Source organism: Humibacter albus DSM 18994, assembly GCF_000421825.1.
GTDB classification, from domain to species: domain Bacteria; phylum Actinomycetota; class Actinomycetes; order Actinomycetales; family Microbacteriaceae; genus Humibacter; species Humibacter albus.
This window is the reverse complement of record NZ_ATXT01000019.1, coordinates 132,324-150,630: the sequence shown is the minus strand read 5'-3', so window position 1 is coordinate 150,630 and position 18,307 is coordinate 132,324. Positions and strand designations below refer to the sequence as shown.

General features: G+C 68.4%; 18 protein-coding genes. 10 read left to right on the top strand and 8 right to left on the bottom strand.

Translation table 11 applies throughout. The annotated features are described in order from the left end of the window. Positions 1-65: 65 nt before the first annotated feature. A complete protein-coding gene (locus tag H623_RS0116200) occupies positions 66-779 on the bottom strand; it encodes an SDR family NAD(P)-dependent oxidoreductase (RefSeq protein ID WP_022901978.1) in 714 nt (237 codons plus the stop codon). A 167-nt stretch (positions 780-946) separates the two neighbouring features. Here H623_RS0116200 and H623_RS0116195 point away from each other — a divergent pair, with 167 nt between their 5' ends. Together H623_RS0116195 and H623_RS0116190 are read left to right on the top strand one after the other, a co-directional pair. Beyond that, complete coding sequence (locus H623_RS0116195; RefSeq protein WP_022901977.1) at positions 947-1,546, top strand: TetR/AcrR family transcriptional regulator; 600 nt, start codon at positions 947-949, stop codon at positions 1,544-1,546. A 20-nt stretch (positions 1,547-1,566) separates the two neighbouring features. Continuing rightward, entirely contained in the window at positions 1,567-2,112 is a 546-nt protein-coding gene (locus tag H623_RS0116190) for a GNAT family N-acetyltransferase (protein ID WP_026940464.1), read from the top strand. A 67-nt stretch (positions 2,113-2,179) separates the two neighbouring features. Here H623_RS0116190 and H623_RS0116180 read toward each other — a convergent pair whose 3' ends face one another. Beyond that, positions 2,180-2,635, bottom strand: a complete 456-nt coding sequence (locus H623_RS0116180; protein ID WP_022901974.1) for a MarR family winged helix-turn-helix transcriptional regulator — start codon at positions 2,633-2,635, stop codon at positions 2,180-2,182. Positions 2,636-2,787: 152 nt separating this feature from the next. Between H623_RS0116180 and H623_RS20570 the strand changes: the two genes are divergently transcribed. Together H623_RS20570 and H623_RS0116170 are read left to right on the top strand one after the other, a co-directional pair. Beyond that, the gene (locus tag H623_RS20570) at positions 2,788-3,744 is read left to right on the top strand and encodes an alpha/beta hydrolase (RefSeq protein ID WP_022901973.1); all 957 of its coding nucleotides are present in this window, start codon (positions 2,788-2,790) and stop codon (positions 3,742-3,744) included. Then, complete coding sequence (locus H623_RS0116170) at positions 3,741-4,526, top strand: SDR family NAD(P)-dependent oxidoreductase (RefSeq protein WP_022901972.1); 786 nt, start codon at positions 3,741-3,743, stop codon at positions 4,524-4,526. The genes H623_RS20570 and H623_RS0116170 overlap by 4 nt, the downstream gene beginning before the upstream one ends. Positions 4,527-4,550: 24 nt before the next feature. Here H623_RS0116170 and H623_RS0116165 read toward each other — a convergent pair whose 3' ends face one another. Together H623_RS0116165 and H623_RS0116160 are read right to left on the bottom strand one after the other, a co-directional pair. Then, positions 4,551-5,189 carry a YqaJ viral recombinase family protein gene (locus H623_RS0116165; RefSeq protein ID WP_022901971.1) on the bottom strand — a complete coding sequence of 213 codons (639 nt, stop codon included), beginning with the start codon at positions 5,187-5,189 and terminating at the stop codon, positions 4,551-4,553. Positions 5,190-5,315: 126 nt separating this feature from the next. Further along, positions 5,316-6,521, bottom strand: coding sequence for an ROK family transcriptional regulator (locus H623_RS0116160; protein ID WP_022901970.1), 1,206 nt, complete (start codon positions 6,519-6,521; stop codon positions 5,316-5,318). 192 nt (positions 6,522-6,713) lie between these two features. Between H623_RS0116160 and H623_RS0116155 the strand changes: the two genes are divergently transcribed. From H623_RS0116155 to H623_RS0116145, 3 genes are read left to right on the top strand one after another with little or no spacing between them, the layout of a single operon-like run. Continuing rightward, positions 6,714-7,463: a sugar phosphate isomerase/epimerase family protein gene (locus H623_RS0116155; RefSeq protein WP_022901969.1), complete on the top strand. Its 750-nt coding sequence runs from the start codon at positions 6,714-6,716 to the stop codon at positions 7,461-7,463. Next, positions 7,460-8,590, top strand: a complete 1,131-nt coding sequence (locus H623_RS0116150; RefSeq protein WP_022901968.1) for a Gfo/Idh/MocA family protein — start codon at positions 7,460-7,462, stop codon at positions 8,588-8,590. Before H623_RS0116155 ends, H623_RS0116150 begins: the two co-directional genes overlap by 4 nt. After that, positions 8,590-9,723: a Gfo/Idh/MocA family protein gene (locus H623_RS0116145; protein WP_022901967.1), complete on the top strand. Its 1,134-nt coding sequence runs from the start codon at positions 8,590-8,592 to the stop codon at positions 9,721-9,723. The genes H623_RS0116150 and H623_RS0116145 overlap by 1 nt, the downstream gene beginning before the upstream one ends. 185 nt (positions 9,724-9,908) lie before the next feature. On the opposite strand, the gene H623_RS0116140 is transcribed toward H623_RS0116145, so the two are convergent. Together H623_RS0116140 and H623_RS0116135 are read right to left on the bottom strand one after the other, a co-directional pair. Beyond that, positions 9,909-10,580 (bottom strand): ABC transporter ATP-binding protein, encoded by a 672-nt coding sequence (locus H623_RS0116140; protein WP_022901966.1) that lies wholly within the window; start codon positions 10,578-10,580, stop codon positions 9,909-9,911. Positions 10,581-10,633: 53 nt separating this feature from the next. Further along, complete coding sequence (locus H623_RS0116135) at positions 10,634-12,220, bottom strand: ABC transporter permease (RefSeq protein WP_022901965.1); 1,587 nt, start codon at positions 12,218-12,220, stop codon at positions 10,634-10,636. A 259-nt stretch (positions 12,221-12,479) separates the two neighbouring features. Here H623_RS0116135 and H623_RS0116130 point away from each other — a divergent pair, with 259 nt between their 5' ends. Genes H623_RS0116130 through H623_RS0116120 form a run of 3 tightly spaced genes read left to right on the top strand, consistent with a single transcriptional unit; the run spans position 12,480 to position 15,852 of the window. Beyond that, positions 12,480-13,244, top strand: coding sequence for a response regulator transcription factor (locus tag H623_RS0116130; protein WP_022901964.1), 765 nt, complete (start codon positions 12,480-12,482; stop codon positions 13,242-13,244). 11 nt (positions 13,245-13,255) lie between these two features. Beyond that, complete coding sequence (locus tag H623_RS20565; RefSeq protein WP_022901963.1) at positions 13,256-14,995, top strand: sensor histidine kinase; 1,740 nt, start codon at positions 13,256-13,258, stop codon at positions 14,993-14,995. Positions 14,996-15,000: 5 nt separating this feature from the next. Next, positions 15,001-15,852 carry an NAD-dependent epimerase/dehydratase family protein gene (locus H623_RS0116120; RefSeq protein WP_022901962.1) on the top strand — a complete coding sequence of 284 codons (852 nt, stop codon included), beginning with the start codon at positions 15,001-15,003 and terminating at the stop codon, positions 15,850-15,852. Positions 15,853-15,918: 66 nt separating this feature from the next. On the opposite strand, the gene H623_RS0116115 is transcribed toward H623_RS0116120, so the two are convergent. Both H623_RS0116115 and H623_RS20560 read right to left on the bottom strand, forming a co-directional pair. Further along, a complete protein-coding gene (locus H623_RS0116115) occupies positions 15,919-16,395 on the bottom strand; it encodes a MarR family winged helix-turn-helix transcriptional regulator (protein ID WP_169514937.1) in 477 nt (158 codons plus the stop codon). Between the two features lie 8 nt (positions 16,396-16,403). Further along, positions 16,404-18,164 carry an MDR family MFS transporter gene (locus tag H623_RS20560; RefSeq protein WP_022901960.1) on the bottom strand — a complete coding sequence of 587 codons (1,761 nt, stop codon included), beginning with the start codon at positions 18,162-18,164 and terminating at the stop codon, positions 16,404-16,406. Between the last annotated feature and the right edge of the window lie 143 nt (positions 18,165-18,307).

The window sequence follows — 18,307 nt, the reverse complement described above, 5'->3', positions numbered from 1 at the left end:
GCGGCGATCACGCAGGCGGCAACGATCACCTGGATCACCTGGGCAGCGATCACGCCACGCGGTGATCACGCCGCGGAATGCACTCCTAGGCCGCCCGAGACGGTGAGGTTGTCGCCGGTGATGTAGCGCGCGGCATCCGACGCGAGAAAGGCCACGGCTTCGGCGACCTCAGCGGGGGTACCGATGCGCCCGAGTGGCACGCTCCCGGCCCACGACGCCATCGCGTCGCGGGAGATGCCCAGCTTTCGGTAGACCGGAGTGTCGATGATCCCCGGGCTGACGGCGTTCACGCGGATGCCACGGGGAGCGAGCTCGAGGGCGAGGGAGCGCATGAGGGGAAGCAAGGCTCCCTTGGCCGCGGTCATGGCGGCACCCACTCCCTCGCCTGCACCGATGGTGATCACGACCGAGGCTCCCGTGCTGAGGAACGGAAGCGCCTTCTGCACGGCGAAGAACGTCCCTTTGACGTTGACGTCGAACAGCGCGTCGAAGGCGTCTTCGTCGGTCGACTCGATCGGACCCGGATGAGAGATACCGGCGTTGAGGAAGAGTAGATCGAGCCCGCCGAGTCGTCGGCGGGCTTCGCTGAGCGCGCGGGCGATGTCGGGCACGGACCGGGCGTCCGCTCGAAGCACGGCGACATCGTCGGGGAGCCCGGCATCCTCGACGGAGGAGAGCCCCGTGACCACCACGCGGTGGCCGCGAGAGTGGAGCAGCTGTGCGGTCGCCTTGCCGATACCGCTGGTTCCGCCGGTGATGAACGCTGTGGGTTGAGACACGAGGTGCTCCTGCTCTGGAGGTTGTCGGTGGATCGCTGTTGGTCGTGGGCTAGTCGGGCGTTGGTCATGGGACGCCTTCAGGGGTGGCGCAGACAGCGTACGTCATCCTGACAGTCACTGCCAACCTGCGGGAGAACGCCCAGATGGCAGTGAACTAGGCTGGCGCCATGACGAACGGCGAGGCGACGGCGCCCCGGACGCTATGGGATCGCTCCCGGCAGCTCGCGTCCCGGGAGATTCTGGAGGCGGCGCTCAGGCTGTTCGGTGAGCAGGGCTACGAGGCGACGACTGTCGCACAGATCGCTCACGAAGCGGGAGTCTCCCAGCGCACGCTCTTCCGCTACTTCGGCACGAAGGAAGACCTGCTCGGCGGTGATCCCGACCGCTTCGTGCGGGCGCTGACGGCCGCGATCGACGAGCTGCCGGCCGACGCCGGTCCCTGGGAAGCGCTGCGAACCGGCATCGCCGCTGCGCTCGAGCTGCACGAGAGCCGACACCAGGCCTTGCAGCGTTTCCGCGTTCTCTATGCCACGCCGTCGCTGCGTGCCGGCTGGCTCGAGAAGCAACTGCGGTTCCACGAGCGTGCGCTGCCGCTCATCGCGTCCCGCCTGCACGGATCGCCTGGTGACGCGGACCTGATGGCTCGCGCCATGATCGCGACGGCGTTCGCCTGCCTCGATGTCGCAGCGAAGGCGTGGGTCGACCGCAACGGGAAGGGCGAGATCCTGGATCTGTACGACCGCTGCGTGAGCGCGGCCCGAACGTGACGGTCGGCTACTCTCATCGCATGAGTGAAGCGACGGTCCGTCGGGCATCGGCGACGGATGCCGACAGCCTGGCCTTCGTCGCCGCCGTCACGTTCCCGCTCGCGTGCCCTCCGCATACGACAAGGGAGGCCGCGGCGACGTTCGTGCTCGAGCATCTGTCGGCATCCGCGTTCCGGAGTTACCTCGCCGACCGGGAACGGCTCGTGCTCGTCGCCGAACAGGACGGCGAGCCGATCGGCTACACGATGATCGTCTTCGGCGAGCCCCACGATGCGGATGTCGCCGCCGCGATCACGCTGCGCCCGGCCAGCGAGCTGAGCAAGTGTTACGTGCTGCCCGGCCATCACGGCAAGGGTGTCGCGGCGACGCTGATGCGGGCATCCATCGACGCGGCGCGCGAGCGTGGGGCGGTGGGCATCTGGCTGGGTGTGAACCAGGAGAACGAGCGGGCGCAGCGCTTCTACGCCAAGAGCGGGTTCACTCGCGTCGGCATCAAACGCTTTTTCGTGGGCGGTCGCTGGGAAGACGACTACGTGTTCGAGCAGGCGCTGACACCGATCGAGTGAGCGGCTGCTCCGACGAGTTCGGGATCACCGGTGTCGCCTTCCGCGATGATGTCGTTCTCGATCGCGCTCACGCGTTGTCCGTCCCGTTCTCGATGACGTGTGCGGCGTTGTTCCTCAGGCTGTGGAGCGAGTCCGCGAACCGGCCCAGCGCATCCGGTGCCAGTGGCTCGCCGAGCAGACGCTTCACGGCAGCGTCGAAGACCGGAGTCGCCTGTCTCAGCACCGCGGCACCGGCATCCGTCAGCTCGACGATCGAGGATCGTCGGTCGTGCGGGTGCGGCGCACGGACACACCACCCGGCCTTCTCCAGTCGGTCAACCGCCTGACTGGTGCCGCCCACGGTGATGGCCAGCGCCCGAGCGATGTCCTGCACACGGCAGTTCGGCGTCCCGTCGACGACGAGCAGCATATTCGCGTTGCCGAGTGACACGTTCGCCTCGCTCTGGAGTCGGGCATCCACGTCGTTCCACAGCACGGTCTCGAAGCGGATCAGATCGTCGAAGACCTGTCGCAGGTCGGTCATGCGGCTCTCCTCAGTCGTGGTTCGGGCGGCACCCGCCCTCCTCGCATCCTAGCTTAGCATCAAGATGCTTGACAACAAGATAATTAGAGCTAATCTAATTGAGTCGAGCGCATGAACGATGCTCGACGTCTCCCCAGAAGACAGGAATCCCCATGACTCTTCAGCAGCGCGAGCTCGTCCACCAGATCCTCCGCGACGCGCCGTTCGATCTCGGCGGCGACGTCGAGGCCCAGCGTCCGCTTCTCGAGCAGATGCTCACCTCCCAGCCGATGCCCGACGATGTTCGGGTGACCCGCGGCGAACTCGGCGGCGTGCCGGTGGTGTTCGTCGACATCGACGGCGTCGATGCGCGCGGCACGCTCTTCCACGCGCACGGCGGTGGGTTCGCAGTCGGCTCCGCACGCGGCTCCGTCGGGCTCGCCTCGGCGATCGCCCGCAAGACGGGTCTGCGCGCGGTGTCGGTCGACTACCGGCTCGCACCGGAGCATCCCTATCCGTCCGCGCTTCAGGATGTGACGGCCGCCTATCGCGCGCTCGTCGCCCAATCGGGAGGCGCGGACCGCGTCATCGTCTCGGGAGAGTCGGCCGGCGGCAACCTCGCCATCGAACTGCTGATCGCGGCGCGAGACGCGGGACTGCCGTTGCCGCCGGCGTCCGTTCTCTTCTCGCCGATGACCGACCTCACCGTGGCAGGGGCGAGCTTCGCAGCCAAGGCGGATGCCGACCCCAACATCACCGCCACGGCCATCCGTCGGCGCGCACACGACTACCTCGACGGTACGGGGACGTCGGCCGACGATCCGCGGGTGAGTCCGATCTTCGCCGACCTGCAGGGGCTGCCGCCGCTGCTCGTTCAGGCCGGCTCGCATGAGGTGCTGCTCGATGACGCGACCCGGCTCGCGGTGAAGGCCGCGGCGGACGACGTCGCCGTCATCCTCGACGTCACTCCGGGAGTGCCACACGTCTTCCAGGCGTTCGCGGGGCTTCTGGACGAAGGCGAATCGGCTCTCGAACGTGCGGCCCGTTACATCACGGACCGCCTTGCCGCCTCGGCCGTCCGCCCACCGGCCGATGCACTCGTCGGCGCTGCCACGGGACAGCCGTCGTGAGCGAGAACGGCAGGGTGCTCATCACCGGGGCGAGCAGCGGCATCGGGCTCGCTCTGGCGGAGCTCGTGGCCGGTGCGGGACGCGACGTCGTCCTCGTGGCGCGTCGGCGTGATCGGCTCGCGGCGCTCGCCGCGGGTCTCGCGGTGACAGGCGTCAGGGCGGAGACGCTCGTCGCTGATCTGGCCGAGCTGGAAGGCATCCAGGCCGTCGCGGATCGCCTCGCCGTCGGCGACGTCGAGGTGCTCGTCAACAATGCCGGCGCCGGTGGATACGCCCCACTGGCCACGATCACGCCGGAGCAGACGCGCCGACTGTGGACGCTGAACGCGACGGCACCTCTTCTGCTCACCCGCGCCGCGCTGCCGCACCTGCTCGAGCGAGGTCGCGGCGGGATCATCAACGTCGCATCCCTGCTCGCATTCAGCGCTGGACAGCGCGCGCCGTACCTGCCGGCGCGCGCCGTCTACGCCTCGGCGAAAGCCGGGAACGTCGCCCTCAGCCGCGTGCTGGCCGGCGAGTTGGACGGGACAGGTGTGCAGCTCACGCTGGTCCTTCCCGGAAGGGTTCAGACCGAGTTCGCCGACGGTGCCGCGCAGCAGGACGAGCAGGCGATGACGGCCGAAGGAGTGGCACGCGCCGCCTGGAGAGCGTTCGACCGCCGCGAGACCGTGTGCATCCCGGCTCTCGGCGACGCCGAAGGCCTGTACGCGCTCGCCGAAGTCGAGCGTGCCCTGCTCGAAGGAGGAAACAGACCGACCGTGAGCAGTCACTACGGCGGGTGATCCGGCGTCTTGCGGGCGCTTCGGTCAGACTCGGCCGCCGGCGAGCGTCGCGATCAGCTGTGTCGCGAGCCCCACCAGCGAGGCGATCTGCTTCTCGTCCCTGTCGATCCAGCGGCACTCCGGGTCGCCGACTGGCACGAAGTCCTCGTGCCGCTCCCACACGAAGAGCGTGCGCTCCGCGCCGAGCACGTACTGCTGCCACCACACCTGGCGCAGATAGTGCCGAGGGATGCTCCGCCACCCCTTGTTCGTCGTCTTGATCTCGGCGAGTTCCAGCGTTCCGCGCTCGCGCACGGCGAGTCCGTCCGGCGTAGCGAGATGGCGACGGTCCCGCTCGGCGTGGAACAGCGCGTCGCTCGGCGCGATGCCGTACTCATCGAGCATCCACTTCGCGATCACCGGCTCACGGGCCTTGCCGTGATCCGTGTAGACGTTTCCGCTGAATCCGGTGCCGTGCACCTTCTGCCGGGCGACCGCCTGAACGGATGCCGGCGTCGACAGTTTGGCCACATCGGTCGCCGTGATACCGCGCGAGCGAGCGCGAAGCCACGCGACACGATCGGCCGAATGGGCGAGAATGCGGCGCTCGTGCGGCAGCGGCGCCGGACCCGCGGCGACCGACTCGCTCTCATCGTCGAACAGCGAGAGCATCGTGTCGGTCACCGCACCATTCTGCCCCCGACCCGGCGGCCTTCCGGACACCGTCGCGGCGCGCGGCGAGGTTCGAGCCTCACACGGGTCTGGGCGCTCGCGTGCGGCACGCGGGTCTGGGCCCACGCGGTCTGTGCGTCACTCGGGGTCGAGGAGCCGTTGCGCGACCATGATCGCCGCTCCGAGCACACCGCCCGTCTCGCCCGCCGCGGCCGGCACGATCTGCAGGTGCTGGGTGGCGAGCGGCGTGGACTGCCGGTAGACCACCTCACGAATGCCGGCCAGCAGGTGTTCGCCCGCCCTCGCCATCGAGCCGCCCACGACGATCACCGAAGGGTTGAACAGGTTCACGCAGGTGGCCAGCACCTCGCCGAGATCGCGACCGGCCTGGCGGACGGCGGTGATGGCATCCGGATGCCCCGCCCTGGCCAGCGCGAGCACATCGGCGCTGGTCGTCGCCGGTGTTCCGCGGTCGGCGATGTAACCGGCGATGGCAGGCGCGCTGGCGAGCGCCTCCAGATCGGCGTCCTCGTCTCCGTGGCGCGGGGTGTCGCGGGAGGACGGCACGCGCACGTGTCCGAGATCGCCCGCGGATCCCGCGGCTCCGCGCTGCAGTCGACCGCCCGCGATGATGCCGAGCCCGATGCCGGTGGAGACCTTGACGAACAGCAGGTCGTCCTCCGCGGGCCATGAGACGGCGTGCTCGCCGAGGGCCAGCACGTTCACGTCGTTGTCCACGAGCACCGGCACGTCGAACGTGCGCCGAACGTACGCGGGAACGTCGAAGCGGTCCCAGCCGGGCATGATCGGCGGGTTGATCGGCATGCCGGTCGAGTGCTCGACCGGGCCGGGCACGCCGATGCCCACGCCGGCGAGATCGGAGCGCGGTCGCCCGCTCGCTTTCAGCAGTCGCTTCGCGACTCCGATCGCCCAGTCCAGCACGGCCTCGGGGCCGTCGGCGATCGTGACCGGCGCGGACTCGGCCCGCAGCACGGCGCCGGCGAGATCCGTGATCGCGATCACTCCGTGCGTCGCGCCCAGATCGATGGCTACCACGATGCGGGCACCGGCGTTGAACGTCACGCGCGCCGGCGGGCGACCACCTGAGGACGCGGCGTCGGCAGCAGGCGAGACGAGGCCGGCATCCATCAAAGCCTCGAGTCGGGAGGCGACTGTCGAGCGCGCGAGCCCGGTGTGCTCCGCGAGCTGCGCTCGAGTACGCGGGATGCCATCACGCAGGATGCCGAGGAGGTCCGCCGCATCCCGGGGCACGAGCCCCCGCTCTCCCGTGCCGGCATGCGCACCGGCGCCACCCGAGGGCGCAGAAGCTGGCAGTGCCGACATAGCCCGATTGAATCACATCGCCGTGTGGCGAACGTAAGTTGACCCAGGTCTATCAACTTTTGCTTGACTGTCGACAGAAGTGTGATTCAATCGATTCGACCCCATTGCAAACTGACACTTGATGCGCCTCGATGCGTCGCGCCCGACATAGCCCGCGTCAACCGCGAATCGAGGCTCTCGACGAGGAGAACCGTGACCACCTCACCCGTTTCCGTTCAGCTGTACACCGTGCGGGAGGCGCTGCAGGATGACCTGCAGGGCACCCTGAACAAGCTCGCCGAGGTGGGCTTCACGCAGGTCGAGCCGTTCGCTTTCACGAACTTCCCGGGTCTCGGCGAGGCGCTGCGCACCGCCGGGCTCTCCGCTCCGACCGTGCACGTGCATCTGCTCGGCGAGAGCGACGAGCAGATCGCCGCGATCTTCGATGCCGCGCGCGAGCTGGGCATCCAGACCGTCATCGACCCCCACGTGCCCGATGAGCGCTGGAAGTCCGCGGAGCAGATCGACGAGACCGCAGCCCAGCTCAACCACGCCGCGAAGATCGCCGCCGAGCACGGTGTGCGCGTCGGCTACCACAACCACGCCCACGAGTTCGAGAACAAGGTCGACGGCCGCAACGCGCTCGAGTACCTCGTCGACCGGCTCGACCCCGAGGTCGTCATCGAGCTCGACACTTACTGGGTGGCCGTCGGCGGCGAGAACCCTGTGGAGGTTCTCGGCCGCCTCGGCGATCGGGTCGTCGCCATCCACGTCAAGGACGGCCCGGGCACCAAGGAGACCAAGGACCAGGTCGCCGTCGGCTCGGGCAGTCTGCCGATCCGCGAGATCATCGAGGCCGCGCCGAACGCGCTGCGCGTGATCGAGCTCGACGATTCCCGCGACAACCGCTTCACCGCGGTCTCCGACAGCTTCGCCTACCTCACGAAGGAGGGCCTCGCGTGAGCGAGTCGACGAGCACCTCCGGGGTCGCGAAGACCGGCCCGGTCGGTGTCGGCGTCATCGGCGCCGGCAATATCTCGACCCAGTACCTGACCAACCTCACCGCGTTCCCGGATGTGGACGTGCGCTTCGTCGCGGACATCGACCTCGAGCGTGCGGCCGAGCAGGCGGCGAAATTCGGCGTGCCGGCATCCGGCACCGTGGAGCAGCTGCTCGCCGATCCCGAGATCGAGATCGTCGTCAATCTGACCATCCCCAAGGCGCATGCCGAGGTGGCGTTGCAGGCGGTCGCGGCCGGCAAGAACGTGTGGACCGAGAAGCCGATCGCCCTGGACCGTGCGAGCGGGCAGCGCGTACTGGAGACGGCGCGGGCCGCCGGCCTGCGGGTGGCGTGCGCGCCAGACACGTTCCTCGGTGCAGGCATCCAGACCGCGCGCCGCGTGCTGGAGTCGGGAGCGATCGGACGGCCGCAGACCGCGCTGACCCTCATGCAGCAGCCGGGGCCGGAGTCGTGGCATCCGAACCCCGCGTTCCTGTTCCAGGAGGGTGCCGGCCCGCTGTTCGACGTCGGACCCTATTACGTGACGGCGCTGATCCAGCTGTTCGGCCCGGTGAAGCGTGTCGCCGCCGTGGCGTCGAAGTCGAAGCCGGTGCGCACGATCGGATCCGGCCCGCTCGCGGGCCAGACGTTCGAGGTGACGGTGCCCTCGCACGTGACCGCCATCTTCGAGTTCGAGAGCGGCCAGACCTCGCAGAGCATCTTCAGCTTCGACTCGCAGATCAAGCGCACGCTGTTCGAGGTCACCGGAGTCGACGGGGCGCTCGAGGTCAACGACCCGAACATGTTCGTGGGCGACCTGGTGCTGCACGACGGCGGCGACGAGCCGAAGACGATCGCCGTCGAGGGCGAGACGGCGGCGCGCGGAACCGGTGTCGTGGAGCTGGCGCGGGCCATCCGTGCCGGTGTGCCCGAGCGCGCCAGCGGCGAGCAGGCGTTCCACGCGCTCGACGTGATGGTCTCGACCATCGAGGCCGCTGAACGGGCCGAGTGGGTGGATGTCGTCAGCACGTTCACGCCGACGCCTGCGCTGCCCGATGGCTGGGACCCGGCCGAGTCCACGCTCGCCTGATGGTCGGCGGACTGGTCGCCGCCGGCCCGGCGGCCGAGCATGAGGGCGGGGGAGCGCCGCTCGGCGTGGGCGTCGTCGGTGGCGGCTTCATGGCCACGGTGCACTCGCGGGCGGCGCGCGCCGCACGCGCGCGGTTGATCGGCGTCTCGTCGTCGCGTCCCGAGAGGGCCGCGGCGGCGGCGGCCGAGCTGGGCATCGAGCGGGCGTACGACTCCTTCGACGATCTGCTGGCCGACGACGCGATCGGCGTGGTGCACATCACAACGCCGAACACGCTGCATGCACCGCAGGCGCTGCGGGCGTTGCAGGCCGGCAAGCACGTCGTGTGCGAGAAGCCGCTGGCCACGACGGTCGCCGATGCGCGCGCGCTCGCGGATGCTGCGGCATCCGCCGGTCGCATCGCAACAGTGCCGTTCGTGTACCGCTTCCATCCCCTGGTGCGCGAGGCGCGGACGCGCTTCGCAGCCGGGGCGGCGGGACGGCTGCTCACGGTATCGGGTACCTACCTGCAGGACTGGCTGCTGGAGACCACGGACGACAACTGGCGCGTCGACGAGAACGCCGGTGGTCCCTCCCGAGCCTTCGCCGACATCGGCTCGCACCTGGTCGACCTCATCGAGTTCGTCACCGGTGACCGGGTCGAGCGGGTGGCCGCGACGAAGCGCACGTTCTTCGGCACCCGTGCCGATCACGACTCGATCACCACGGAGGATGCCGTCGCGGTCGCCGTGCAGACCGCAAGCGGCGCGATCGGTACGCTGCTGGTCTCGCAGGTGGCGCCCGGGCGCAAGAACCGCCTGCACATCGAGCTCGCCGGATCAGCGGAATCCGTGGCGTTCGACCAGGAGCAACCGGAGACCCTGTGGGTCGGACGTCGCAAGGGCTCGCTCCTCATTCCGCGCGATGCGGACCAGCTCGCTGACGACGCCGCCCGTCTGGTGACGACTCCGGCGGGGCATCCGCAGGGCTACCAGGATGCCTTCAACGCGTTCGTCGCCGACAGTTACGCCGCGATCGCCGGCGCCGAGCCGGAGGGGCTGCCCCGGTTCGCGGACGGTCTGCGGGCAGTGATCGTGACGGATGCCGTCATCGAGTCTGCCGAGGCCGGCACCTGGGTCGACGTCCCCGCCTGACTCGCCCTCTGCCTGCGCCGTGCAACGCCCGCCGTCTGCCTCGCAGCCCGCGTCCGCCTCGCCACAGCGCCTGCCGAGTGCACCCGAATGCCGTCTCGCCGACAGGTGGACAGGGTGGTTTGGGTGCACTCGGACGCGGTTGCGGGGCGGCTGGGCGCCGCCGGCGGAGTGGGTGACCTGAACCGCTAGCCCAGGTCCTTCACCTTGCCCTGCTTGATATGCAGCCGACGCTGCGCCCGACGGGCCACGGCGGAGTCGTGCGTGACGATGACGAGCGTGAGGCCGCGGTCCCGCCACAGGCCTTCGAGCACCTCCATGATCTCGTCGCGGGTCTCTTCGTCGAGGTTGCCGGTCGGCTCGTCGGCGAGGAGCACCGCGGGCTCCTTCACGATCGCGCGCGCGATCGCGACGCGCTGCTGCTGACCGCCGGAGAGCTCCGAAGGCCGGTGGTCGCCGCGCTCGGCGAGACCGACCGACGCGAGCGCCTTTTCGGCGCGCTCCTTGCGTTCGGCGGCCGATACGCCGAGCGGCACGAGCGCCGTCTCCACATTCTCCTGCGCGGTGAGCGTGGGGATGAGGTTGAAGTTCTGGAACACGAACCCGATCTCCTTGCCTCGGATCGCACCGAGTTTCGTGTCGCCGAGCTGTCCGAGGCTCGAGTCCTCGAGCTCGATCGTGCCGGAGCTCGGCCGATCGAGCGCGCCCAGCATCTGCAGCAGGGTCGACTTGCCGCCGCCGGTCGGGCCTTGAATGGCGACCATCTGGCCGTCCGGGATGTCGACTGTCACGTCGTTCAGCGCGACCACCTTGCGTCCCTTGCCCGGGTATTGCTTGGTGACGTTCTTCAGCTTGTACATCTGTTTGTCCTCTCGTGGGATTGAGATCGGGTCGTGGGTCGACGTCGGGATGCCTACTGAACCGACCGCAGAGCCTCCGCCGGACGCAGACGGGAGGCCCGCCATCCACCGATCGCGCCGGCGAGCAGCCCGCCGAGAACGGCGAGCGCGACGGCGATCACGATGACCCACAGGGTGATCGGAGCGCTCAGGTCGATCTGCGTGCTCGCCGAGCTCGCTGCCGACCGCGCCGTTTGTCCGAATCCGCTCCCGCCTCCGGGAGCACCGGCCGCGAAGCCACTTCCGGTCCCGCCGGCGCCTGTCGTCGAGCCGGACCCGCCGTTGAACGCTCGCCGAGCTCCGTCGGCAAGGGCGCCGCCGAACCCGCCGGATGAGACGCCCCCGGTGAGAGTGGGGGAGATCACGTTGACGACGAACACCCCGATCACACCGATCACGATCCCGGCGATGCCGCCGATGAGACCTTGCACGACCGACTCGCCCGCGACCTGGCCGACGATGCGCCGGTTGGACCAGCCGATGGCCTTCAGCGTGCCGAACTCACGAGTGCGTCGGGTGACGCCGGAGATCGTGAACAGGATAGCGATCAGGAACGCGGCGGCCAGCACGATGATCGAAAGCCAGGTGCCGAGGTTGGAGACGAGCTGGCTGGCGCTGCCTAGCGAGCCGGAGACGCTCGATGCGAGATCGGACTGCGTCGACACCGTGGCCTTCGGCAGAGTCTTCTCGAGCGAGGCCTTCAGCGCATCGACGTCGTTCGATGAAGATGCAGTGACGTAGATCGTCGAGACCTTTCCCTTTTCGTCGGACAGCGACTGGGCGACATCGAGCGGGATGTACGCGTTCGACGCGGTCGTCGAGTCGGAACCCGTGGACTTCACGGTGCCGACGATCGTGAACTTCTTTCCGCCGATCTTGATCGTGTCGCCGACGGCGTAGCTGTTCGACTTCGCGTAGCTCTTATCGAGCACGACGACCTTCTTGCCCTCGTCGTTCGCGGTGAGCGTGCGGCCCTCGACCAGCGCGGTCGACGCGATCGGACCGACCGCCTTCGCGCCCGGCGTGATGCCCATGACGCTGAACGAGTCGACGGAGAACGAACTGCCGCCCTGGCCGTCTGCTCCGCCCGAAGACTGCTGCGTGGTGTCGCTCTGGCCCCTCTGGCCCTCCTGATCACGGTTGAACGTGGGCAGCGTGCCCTTGAACGAGGTGTTCTCGAGAGAGAGCACGGCGGCTGCCGCGGAGACGCCATCGGTCTTCTTCACCGTCGCGAGCGTGGACGTGCTCATGGTGCTGGTGCCCATGCCGACGCTCAAACGTGACGAGTCGACCGTGCGGCTGCCGTCACCTGTCTGCGTTCCAGCGTCGGCGCCGAAGTCGAAGCGCGGCCCCTGCCCGTTCTGCCCGGCCTGGGCGGTGGACTGTCCCGTGCTCGACAGTGCGCTCACCTTCTTCGTGACGGTGATGTCTGTTCCGACGCCGTACACGGACTTCAGCACCTCCGCCTGTGCGTTCTTCACCCCCGCCGCGACGGAGTTGACGATGATCACGAGGGCGATGGCGAGCGCCATGCCGATCGCGATGATGATGGTCTGTTTGCGTCGGCCGGTCAGTTCGCGGCGCAGGTATGTTCCGAACATGGGGCTCCAGGTGAGGGGATCGGGTCTGGCGGCACGATAAGCACCCGGGTTGTGGCCGGACTATGGCCACTCTGTGCTTTGGTCCTGGGCTTTGGTCCTGGACTTTGGTCCTGGGGCTCTGGTTCGGAGCTTGGTACTGCGCTTTCGTCCTGCGAGGTCCGGACTTCAGCCCCCGAGATTCCCGCTCTGACGGATCGGATTGTCGGCTCTCAGAATTCCCATATGTTGCGCACAGCGGGATCGAATTCCGCTCCTCATAATGAAGAGCATGGCCACAGAACTCTCCGATCGCTCAGCCACTCGTCCGGCGCATGCGCCTCTTCACCACGCGGACGGGTCGCCGATCCGCATCCTCGTCGTCGACGACGAGCGAACCCTCACCGATCTGCTGCAGATGGCGCTGCGCTACGAGGGCTGGGACGTGCGCACGGCGGCGAACGGCCAGCAGGCGCTGACCGCCGCGCGTGAGTTCAACCCCGACGCGGTCGTGCTCGACATCATGCTGCCCGACATCGACGGCCTGCAGGTGATGGCCAGGATGCGCGAGGGAGGCGGAGAGACACCCGTTCTGTTCCTGACGGCCAAGGACTCCCTCGACGACCGCATCGCCGGCTTGACCGCCGGGGGAGACGACTATGTCACGAAACCGTTCAGCCTGGAGGAGCTCGTGGCTCGGCTCCGCTCGCTGCTGCGGCGTTCGCGTGCGCTGATCGCTGACACGCAGGACCCGCGCATCGTGGTCGGCGACCTTGTTCTCGACGAGGACTCCTATGAGGTCACGCGGGCCGGCGAGCCGATCTCCCTCACAGCGACCGAGTTCGAACTGCTGCGCTACCTGATGCGCAATCCGCGGCGTGTGCTGTCGAAGGCGCAGATCCTGGATCGCGTGTGGAGCTATGACTTCGGCGGGACTTCGAGCGTCGTCGAGCTCTACATCTCCTACCTCCGCAAGAAGATCGATGCCGGGCGCTCGCCGATGATCCACACCGTGCGCGGCGCCGGTTACATGATCAAAGCCGCATAAGTGGGTAGCGCATGACCACCACCGCAGCAGGGGCAACGAAGCGGAGTGGCTGGCGGCATCCGTTCCGCAGCATGACGCTGCGCGCCAAGCTCGTGCTCGCCGTCGTCGCGCTCGTGGCCGTGCTCGGCGTGGTGATCAGTCTGGTCAGCGCACTGTTCCTGCAGCGCTATCTGGTCGGTCGGCTTGACGACCAGCTCGACTTCGCGGCCAGTCGCGGACAGGCCGTCGCCTTCGAGGCTATCGGTGCTCCTGGCGGCGTCTCGGCCAAAGCTCTGCTCAGTGAGGTGGTGAATGCGCGCGGCCTCTCTGCTGGTACTTACGCGGCGCTGATCACCTCTGACGGGCACCTGTACTCCGTCTACCTGAGTACAGACCCCTCGGCAACGCCGCAATCCGCGTCGACGGATGTCAGCACCCGCATGTCCGCGTTGCCCACGGACGGCACTGCGACGACGATCAACCTCGGTGGAACGCTCGGCGAGTACCGGGTCGTCGCGGTCAAGATGCCGGGAACGACGTCAGCCCACTCGTCTGACCCCGCGTCGGCGGAGCTCGTGATCGGTCTTCCGCTGGCGGATGTCAACGCCACGACAGGTCAGCTGCTCACGATCATCCTCGCCGTCACGGTCGGAGGCATCGCGGCCGCGGCCGGAGTCGGCCTGCTCATCGTCGTGCTGGCGCTGCGACCTCTCGATCGCGTGGCGGCGACGGCGACCGCGGTGTCGAAGATGCGCCTCGACAAGGGTGAAGTGGCGATCGCCGTTCGGGTTCCCGAGAACGACACCGATCCGCACACCGAGGTGGGACGGCTGGGACACGCGTTCAACCGCATGCTGGGCCACGTGGCATCCGCTCTCTCAGCGCGTCAGGCGAGCGAGAACAAGGTGCGGCAGTTCGTCGCGGATGCCTCGCACGAGCTGCGTACGCCCCTTGCGTCGATTCGTGGTTACGCCGAGCTCACGCGCCGGTTGCCCGAGCCTCTGCCCGACGATGCAGTGCACGCGCTCGGGCGCATCGAGTCGGAGGCGGAGCGGATGACCGGGCTCGTCGAAGACCTGCTGCTGCTGGCCCGTCTCGACGAAGGCCGCGAGCTCGATCGGGACCCTGTGGATCTCTCCCGGCTGGTCATCGACGCGGTCTCGGACGCACACGCCGCGGGCCGGGAGCAGAAGTGGAGCGTCGACATCCCGCCGTATCCGGTGACGGTGATCGGCGACGAACCGCGTCTGCACGAGGTGATCGCGAACCTCCTCACGAACGCGCGGGTGCATACGCCGGAAGGCACCTCCGTCGAGACGCAGCTGCGCTCCGCCGACGGCAAGGCAGTGATCTCGGTGACGGATGACGGTCCGGGTATTCCGGACGATCTGCAACCGGTGCTGTTCGAACGGTTCGCCCGCGGCGACTCGTCGCGCTCCCGTCATACCGGATCGACGGGGCTGGGGCTGGCGATCGTACGTGCCGTCGTACGTGCCCAGGGCGGCGAAGTCGAGGTGCAGAGCGAGCCCGGGCGCACGCGGTTCACCGTGACGCTGCCGCTGGCCGAGCCGGTCGCCGATTCCGAGACCGATGCCGAGTCCGAGACGATGGCCGACGCCGAGTCGGAGGCGACGGTCGACGCTGAGTCGGGGACGACGGAAGACCCGGTGGCCGAGTCCGTGGAAGGCGAAGCGGATGGCAGCGAGAGCGCCAATCCCCCCGTCGACGACGAAAGCAGGGCCGACGAGGTCGGGCGCATCCTGCCAGACTGACGCTCATGCGAATCGCACTCACCGGGGCATCCGGCAAACTCGGGCGCACGGCCCTGACCGTGCTGCGTCAGGCGGGACACGATGTGACGGCGCTCGACATCGTCGGCACTCGCGGCCCCGGATTCCTGCAGGTCGACCTGACCGACTACGGCCAGGTCATCGACGCTCTCGCCGGCGTGCGTGACGGCGCGGCGCCGGCGCCCTACGACGCGATCGCGCACCTCGGGGCGATCCCGGCCCCGGGCCTCCGAAGCGACGTGGCCACGTTCGAGAACAACATCCTGAGCACGCACCACGTGTTCCAGGCGGCCCGCACCCTCGGCATCCGCAACATCGTCTACGCATCGAGCGAGACCGTGCTCGGGCTGCCGTTCGCGATCGACCCGCCCTATCTGCCGATCGACGAGGAGTACCCGGGCCGGCCGGAATCGACCTACTCGCTGGTCAAGCACCTCGAGGAGACGATGGCGGCGCAGTTCACGAGATGGGACCCGAGCCTCAAGATCATCGGGCTGCGGTTCTCGAACGTGATGGACCCCGAGGACTACGATGCCTTCCCCGAGTACGACGCCGACCCGAAGAACCGGCGCTGGAACGCGTGGGGCTACATCGACGCGCGCGACGGCTCGCAGGCGATCCTCAAAGCGCTTGAGGCCGAGATCACCGGTTTCGAGGTGTTCGTGATCGCGGCGGCCGACACGGTGTCGTCGCGTCCGAATGCCCAGCTGGCGGCCGGCGAGTTCCCCGGCGTTCCCGTGAACCGGGAGCTGGGCGAGCATGACACGCTGCTCTCGATCGACAAGGCCCGTCGAGTCCTCGGCTTCGCACCGGAGCACTCCTGGCGCGACCCGCGCTGAGTCACTACCCGCGACGCGCGCTGAGCCGCCGCGCAGACCCGCGCCGAGCCACGCTCAGGGGCGGGTTCAGATCTCGTTCATGCGATGCAGGAGCCGGGCGAACAGCCGGAGGTCCTTCTCGCCCCAATCGGCGAGCGCGCTCCGTAGCGTGCCCTGATTGCGCTCTGAGAGCTCGGTCCAGCGCCGACGCGCCTCGTCCGTGATGGCGAAGTACATGGCTCGACGATCCTGCGGGTCCTGCTCCCGGCGGAGCAGGCCGAGCTCCTCGAGCTGCGAGGCCTGCCTGCTGACCAGGCTCTTGTCTGCCTGCAGCACCTCGGCGAGCGCACCGGCGTGCATGCGTCCGCGGCGGGCGAGCGCGCTGATCATCAGGTAGCCGAACTGCGGCACCTGCGGATCGAACTCGTACGCCTCCGCGCGATGGCGACCCCGCAGCCGCACGAACAGGGCACCGAACTCCCGCTCGACCGCGGCGATCGCGTCGCCGAGCCCGTTCGCGTCGCCGGCGACATCGGGCGCAGTGGCGCGATCGCTCTCGGTCATGGTCGGAATCATAGCGATCCGGCTTCTTCGGAATCGGTGTCGCGGATGCCCGCACTCCGCCGCGCATAGCCGGTCGTCTCGCGAGCGTGGCCGGCGTCGGAGAGCGAGGTGGCGGCATCCATCGGCTCGGCGGCGATCAGCGCCTCGGCGTCGCCGATGATCTCGGTCGCCACGCGTTCGATCGTGGACTCGCCCAACGAATCCATGCGAGCGGATGCCGCGTCCTCGTCATGCTGTCGTTCGATCGCCGTCTTCTCGCCCAGCTTCTTGTTCGGCAGTAGGCACACCGCGATCAGGGTGAGCACAGCGAGCGGCACGGCGCAGAGGAACACGAACGCGACGGACTGGCCGTACGCGGACTCGACGATCACGCGCACGCTCTGCGGCAGCGCGGAGACGGCAGGGATCGTGCCGCTCTGCAGCGCCTTTGCGATCGGAGCGCCGGCCGCGCCGAGATGCGCGATGGCCTTGCCGAGTGCGGCGCCGTCATCGGTGAGGTGATTCGCCACCTGGGTGCCGAGCACGGAGCCGAGCGCCGAGACGCCGGCCGTGCCGCCGAGGCTGCGGAAGAACGTGACAGCGGAGCTCGCCACGCCCATCTCCGAAGGCGCGACCACGTTCTGCACCACGAGCACCAGGTTCTGCATGACCATGCCGACACCGCAGCCGAGCACGAACATGTAGATCGACAGCACCACGTAGTTCGTGTCGTAGTCGATGGTCCCCATCAGGAACAGGCCCGCGATGAGCAGCACGCTGCCCGACACCATGAAGGCCTTCCACTTGCCGGTGCGACTGATGATCTGCCCGATCACGACGGAGGAGATGAGCAACCCGCCGATCATCGGCAGCGTCAGCAGCCCCGACTCGGTCGGCGTCGCGCCGCGCGCCAGCTGCATGTACTGGCCGAGGAATACCGAGGTGCCGAACATGGCGACGCCGACGGAGAGGCTGGCGATGACCGCGAACGTGAACGTGCGGTTCTTGAACAGGCGCAGCGGAAGCACAGGATCCTTGGCCTTCAGCTCCACGAGCACGGCGGCGATCAGCGCGGCGGCAGCACCGGCGACCATCCAGAAGCTGGTGGGGGAGATCCAGTCGAACTGGCCGGCCTGGCCGGCGAGCGACACCCAGACCAGCAGCGCCGAGACGCCGGCGGCGATGAGCACCGCGCCGAGGTAGTCGATCGACACCTTCTGCTTCGGTCGCTTCGGCAGGTGCAGCGTGGTCTGCAGCAGGATGATCGCGACGATGGCGAAGGGAACGCCGATGTAGAAGTTCCAGCGCCAACCGACGGAGTCCGTGAGCACGCCGCCGAGAAGCGGGCCGCCGACCGTGCCGATGGCCATGATGGCGCCGAAGATGCCCATGTACTTGCCGCGTTCGCGCGGGCTGATGATGTCGGCCATGATGACCTGGCTGAGCGCGGTCAGACCGCCCGCGCCGAGGCCCTGCACGATGCGGAACCCGATCAGCATGCCGGAATCCTGCGAGAAGCCCGCGAGAGCGGAGCCGATCACGAAGACGGCGAGAGCGAGCTGGATCAGGAGCTTGCGGTTGAACAGGTCGGCAAGTTTGCCCCAGATCGGCGTCGTGACCGTGGTGGCGAGCAGAGTGGCGACCACGACCCACGTATAGGCGGTCTGGTCGCCTTTGAGGTCGGAGACGATCTTCGGCAGCGAGTTGGAGACGACTGTTCCCGCGAGGATCGAGACGAACATGCCGAGCAGCAGGCCCGAAAGCGCCTCGAGCACCTGTCGCTGTGACATGCGAGGGGCGCCGGTGGTGGCGTCCGGGGCTCTTGTTGCGGCGTGCGTCATAGAAGGGGACTCCTTGGTCTGCGAAGGGGAGGGACTGCGAGAAGGGTCGTGAGGAAGCGACTGCGAGAGCGCGCCCTCTGGGGATTCCGCGA

Bases quoted from the DNA above. Each gene is read 5' to 3' on its own strand.
- H623_RS0116195 (WP_022901977.1), top strand. From the start codon at position 947: ATGACGAACGGCGAGGCGACGGCGCCCCGGACGCTATGGGATCGCTCC.
- H623_RS0116135 (WP_022901965.1), bottom strand. From the start codon at position 12,220: ATGTTCGGAACATACCTGCGCCGCGAACTGACCGGCCGACGCAAACAG.
- H623_RS0116190 (WP_026940464.1), top strand. From the start codon at position 1,567: ATGAGTGAAGCGACGGTCCGTCGGGCATCGGCGACGGATGCCGACAGC.
- H623_RS0116130 (WP_022901964.1), top strand. From the start codon at position 12,480: ATGAAGAGCATGGCCACAGAACTCTCCGATCGCTCAGCCACTCGTCCG.
- H623_RS0116145 (WP_022901967.1), top strand. From the start codon at position 8,590: ATGGTCGGCGGACTGGTCGCCGCCGGCCCGGCGGCCGAGCATGAGGGC.
- H623_RS20560 (WP_022901960.1), bottom strand. From the start codon at position 18,164: ATGTCACAGCGACAGGTGCTCGAGGCGCTTTCGGGCCTGCTGCTCGGC.
- H623_RS20570 (WP_022901973.1), top strand. From the start codon at position 2,788: ATGACTCTTCAGCAGCGCGAGCTCGTCCACCAGATCCTCCGCGACGCG.
- H623_RS0116140 (WP_022901966.1), bottom strand. From the start codon at position 10,580: ATGTACAAGCTGAAGAACGTCACCAAGCAATACCCGGGCAAGGGACGC.
- H623_RS0116115 (WP_169514937.1), bottom strand. From the start codon at position 16,395: ATGACCGAGAGCGATCGCGCCACTGCGCCCGATGTCGCCGGCGACGCG.
- H623_RS0116180 (WP_022901974.1), bottom strand. From the start codon at position 2,635: ATGACCGACCTGCGACAGGTCTTCGACGATCTGATCCGCTTCGAGACC.
- H623_RS20565 (WP_022901963.1), top strand. From the start codon at position 13,256: ATGACCACCACCGCAGCAGGGGCAACGAAGCGGAGTGGCTGGCGGCAT.
- H623_RS0116120 (WP_022901962.1), top strand. From the start codon at position 15,001: ATGCGAATCGCACTCACCGGGGCATCCGGCAAACTCGGGCGCACGGCC.
- H623_RS0116160 (WP_022901970.1), bottom strand. From the start codon at position 6,521: ATGTCGGCACTGCCAGCTTCTGCGCCCTCGGGTGGCGCCGGTGCGCAT.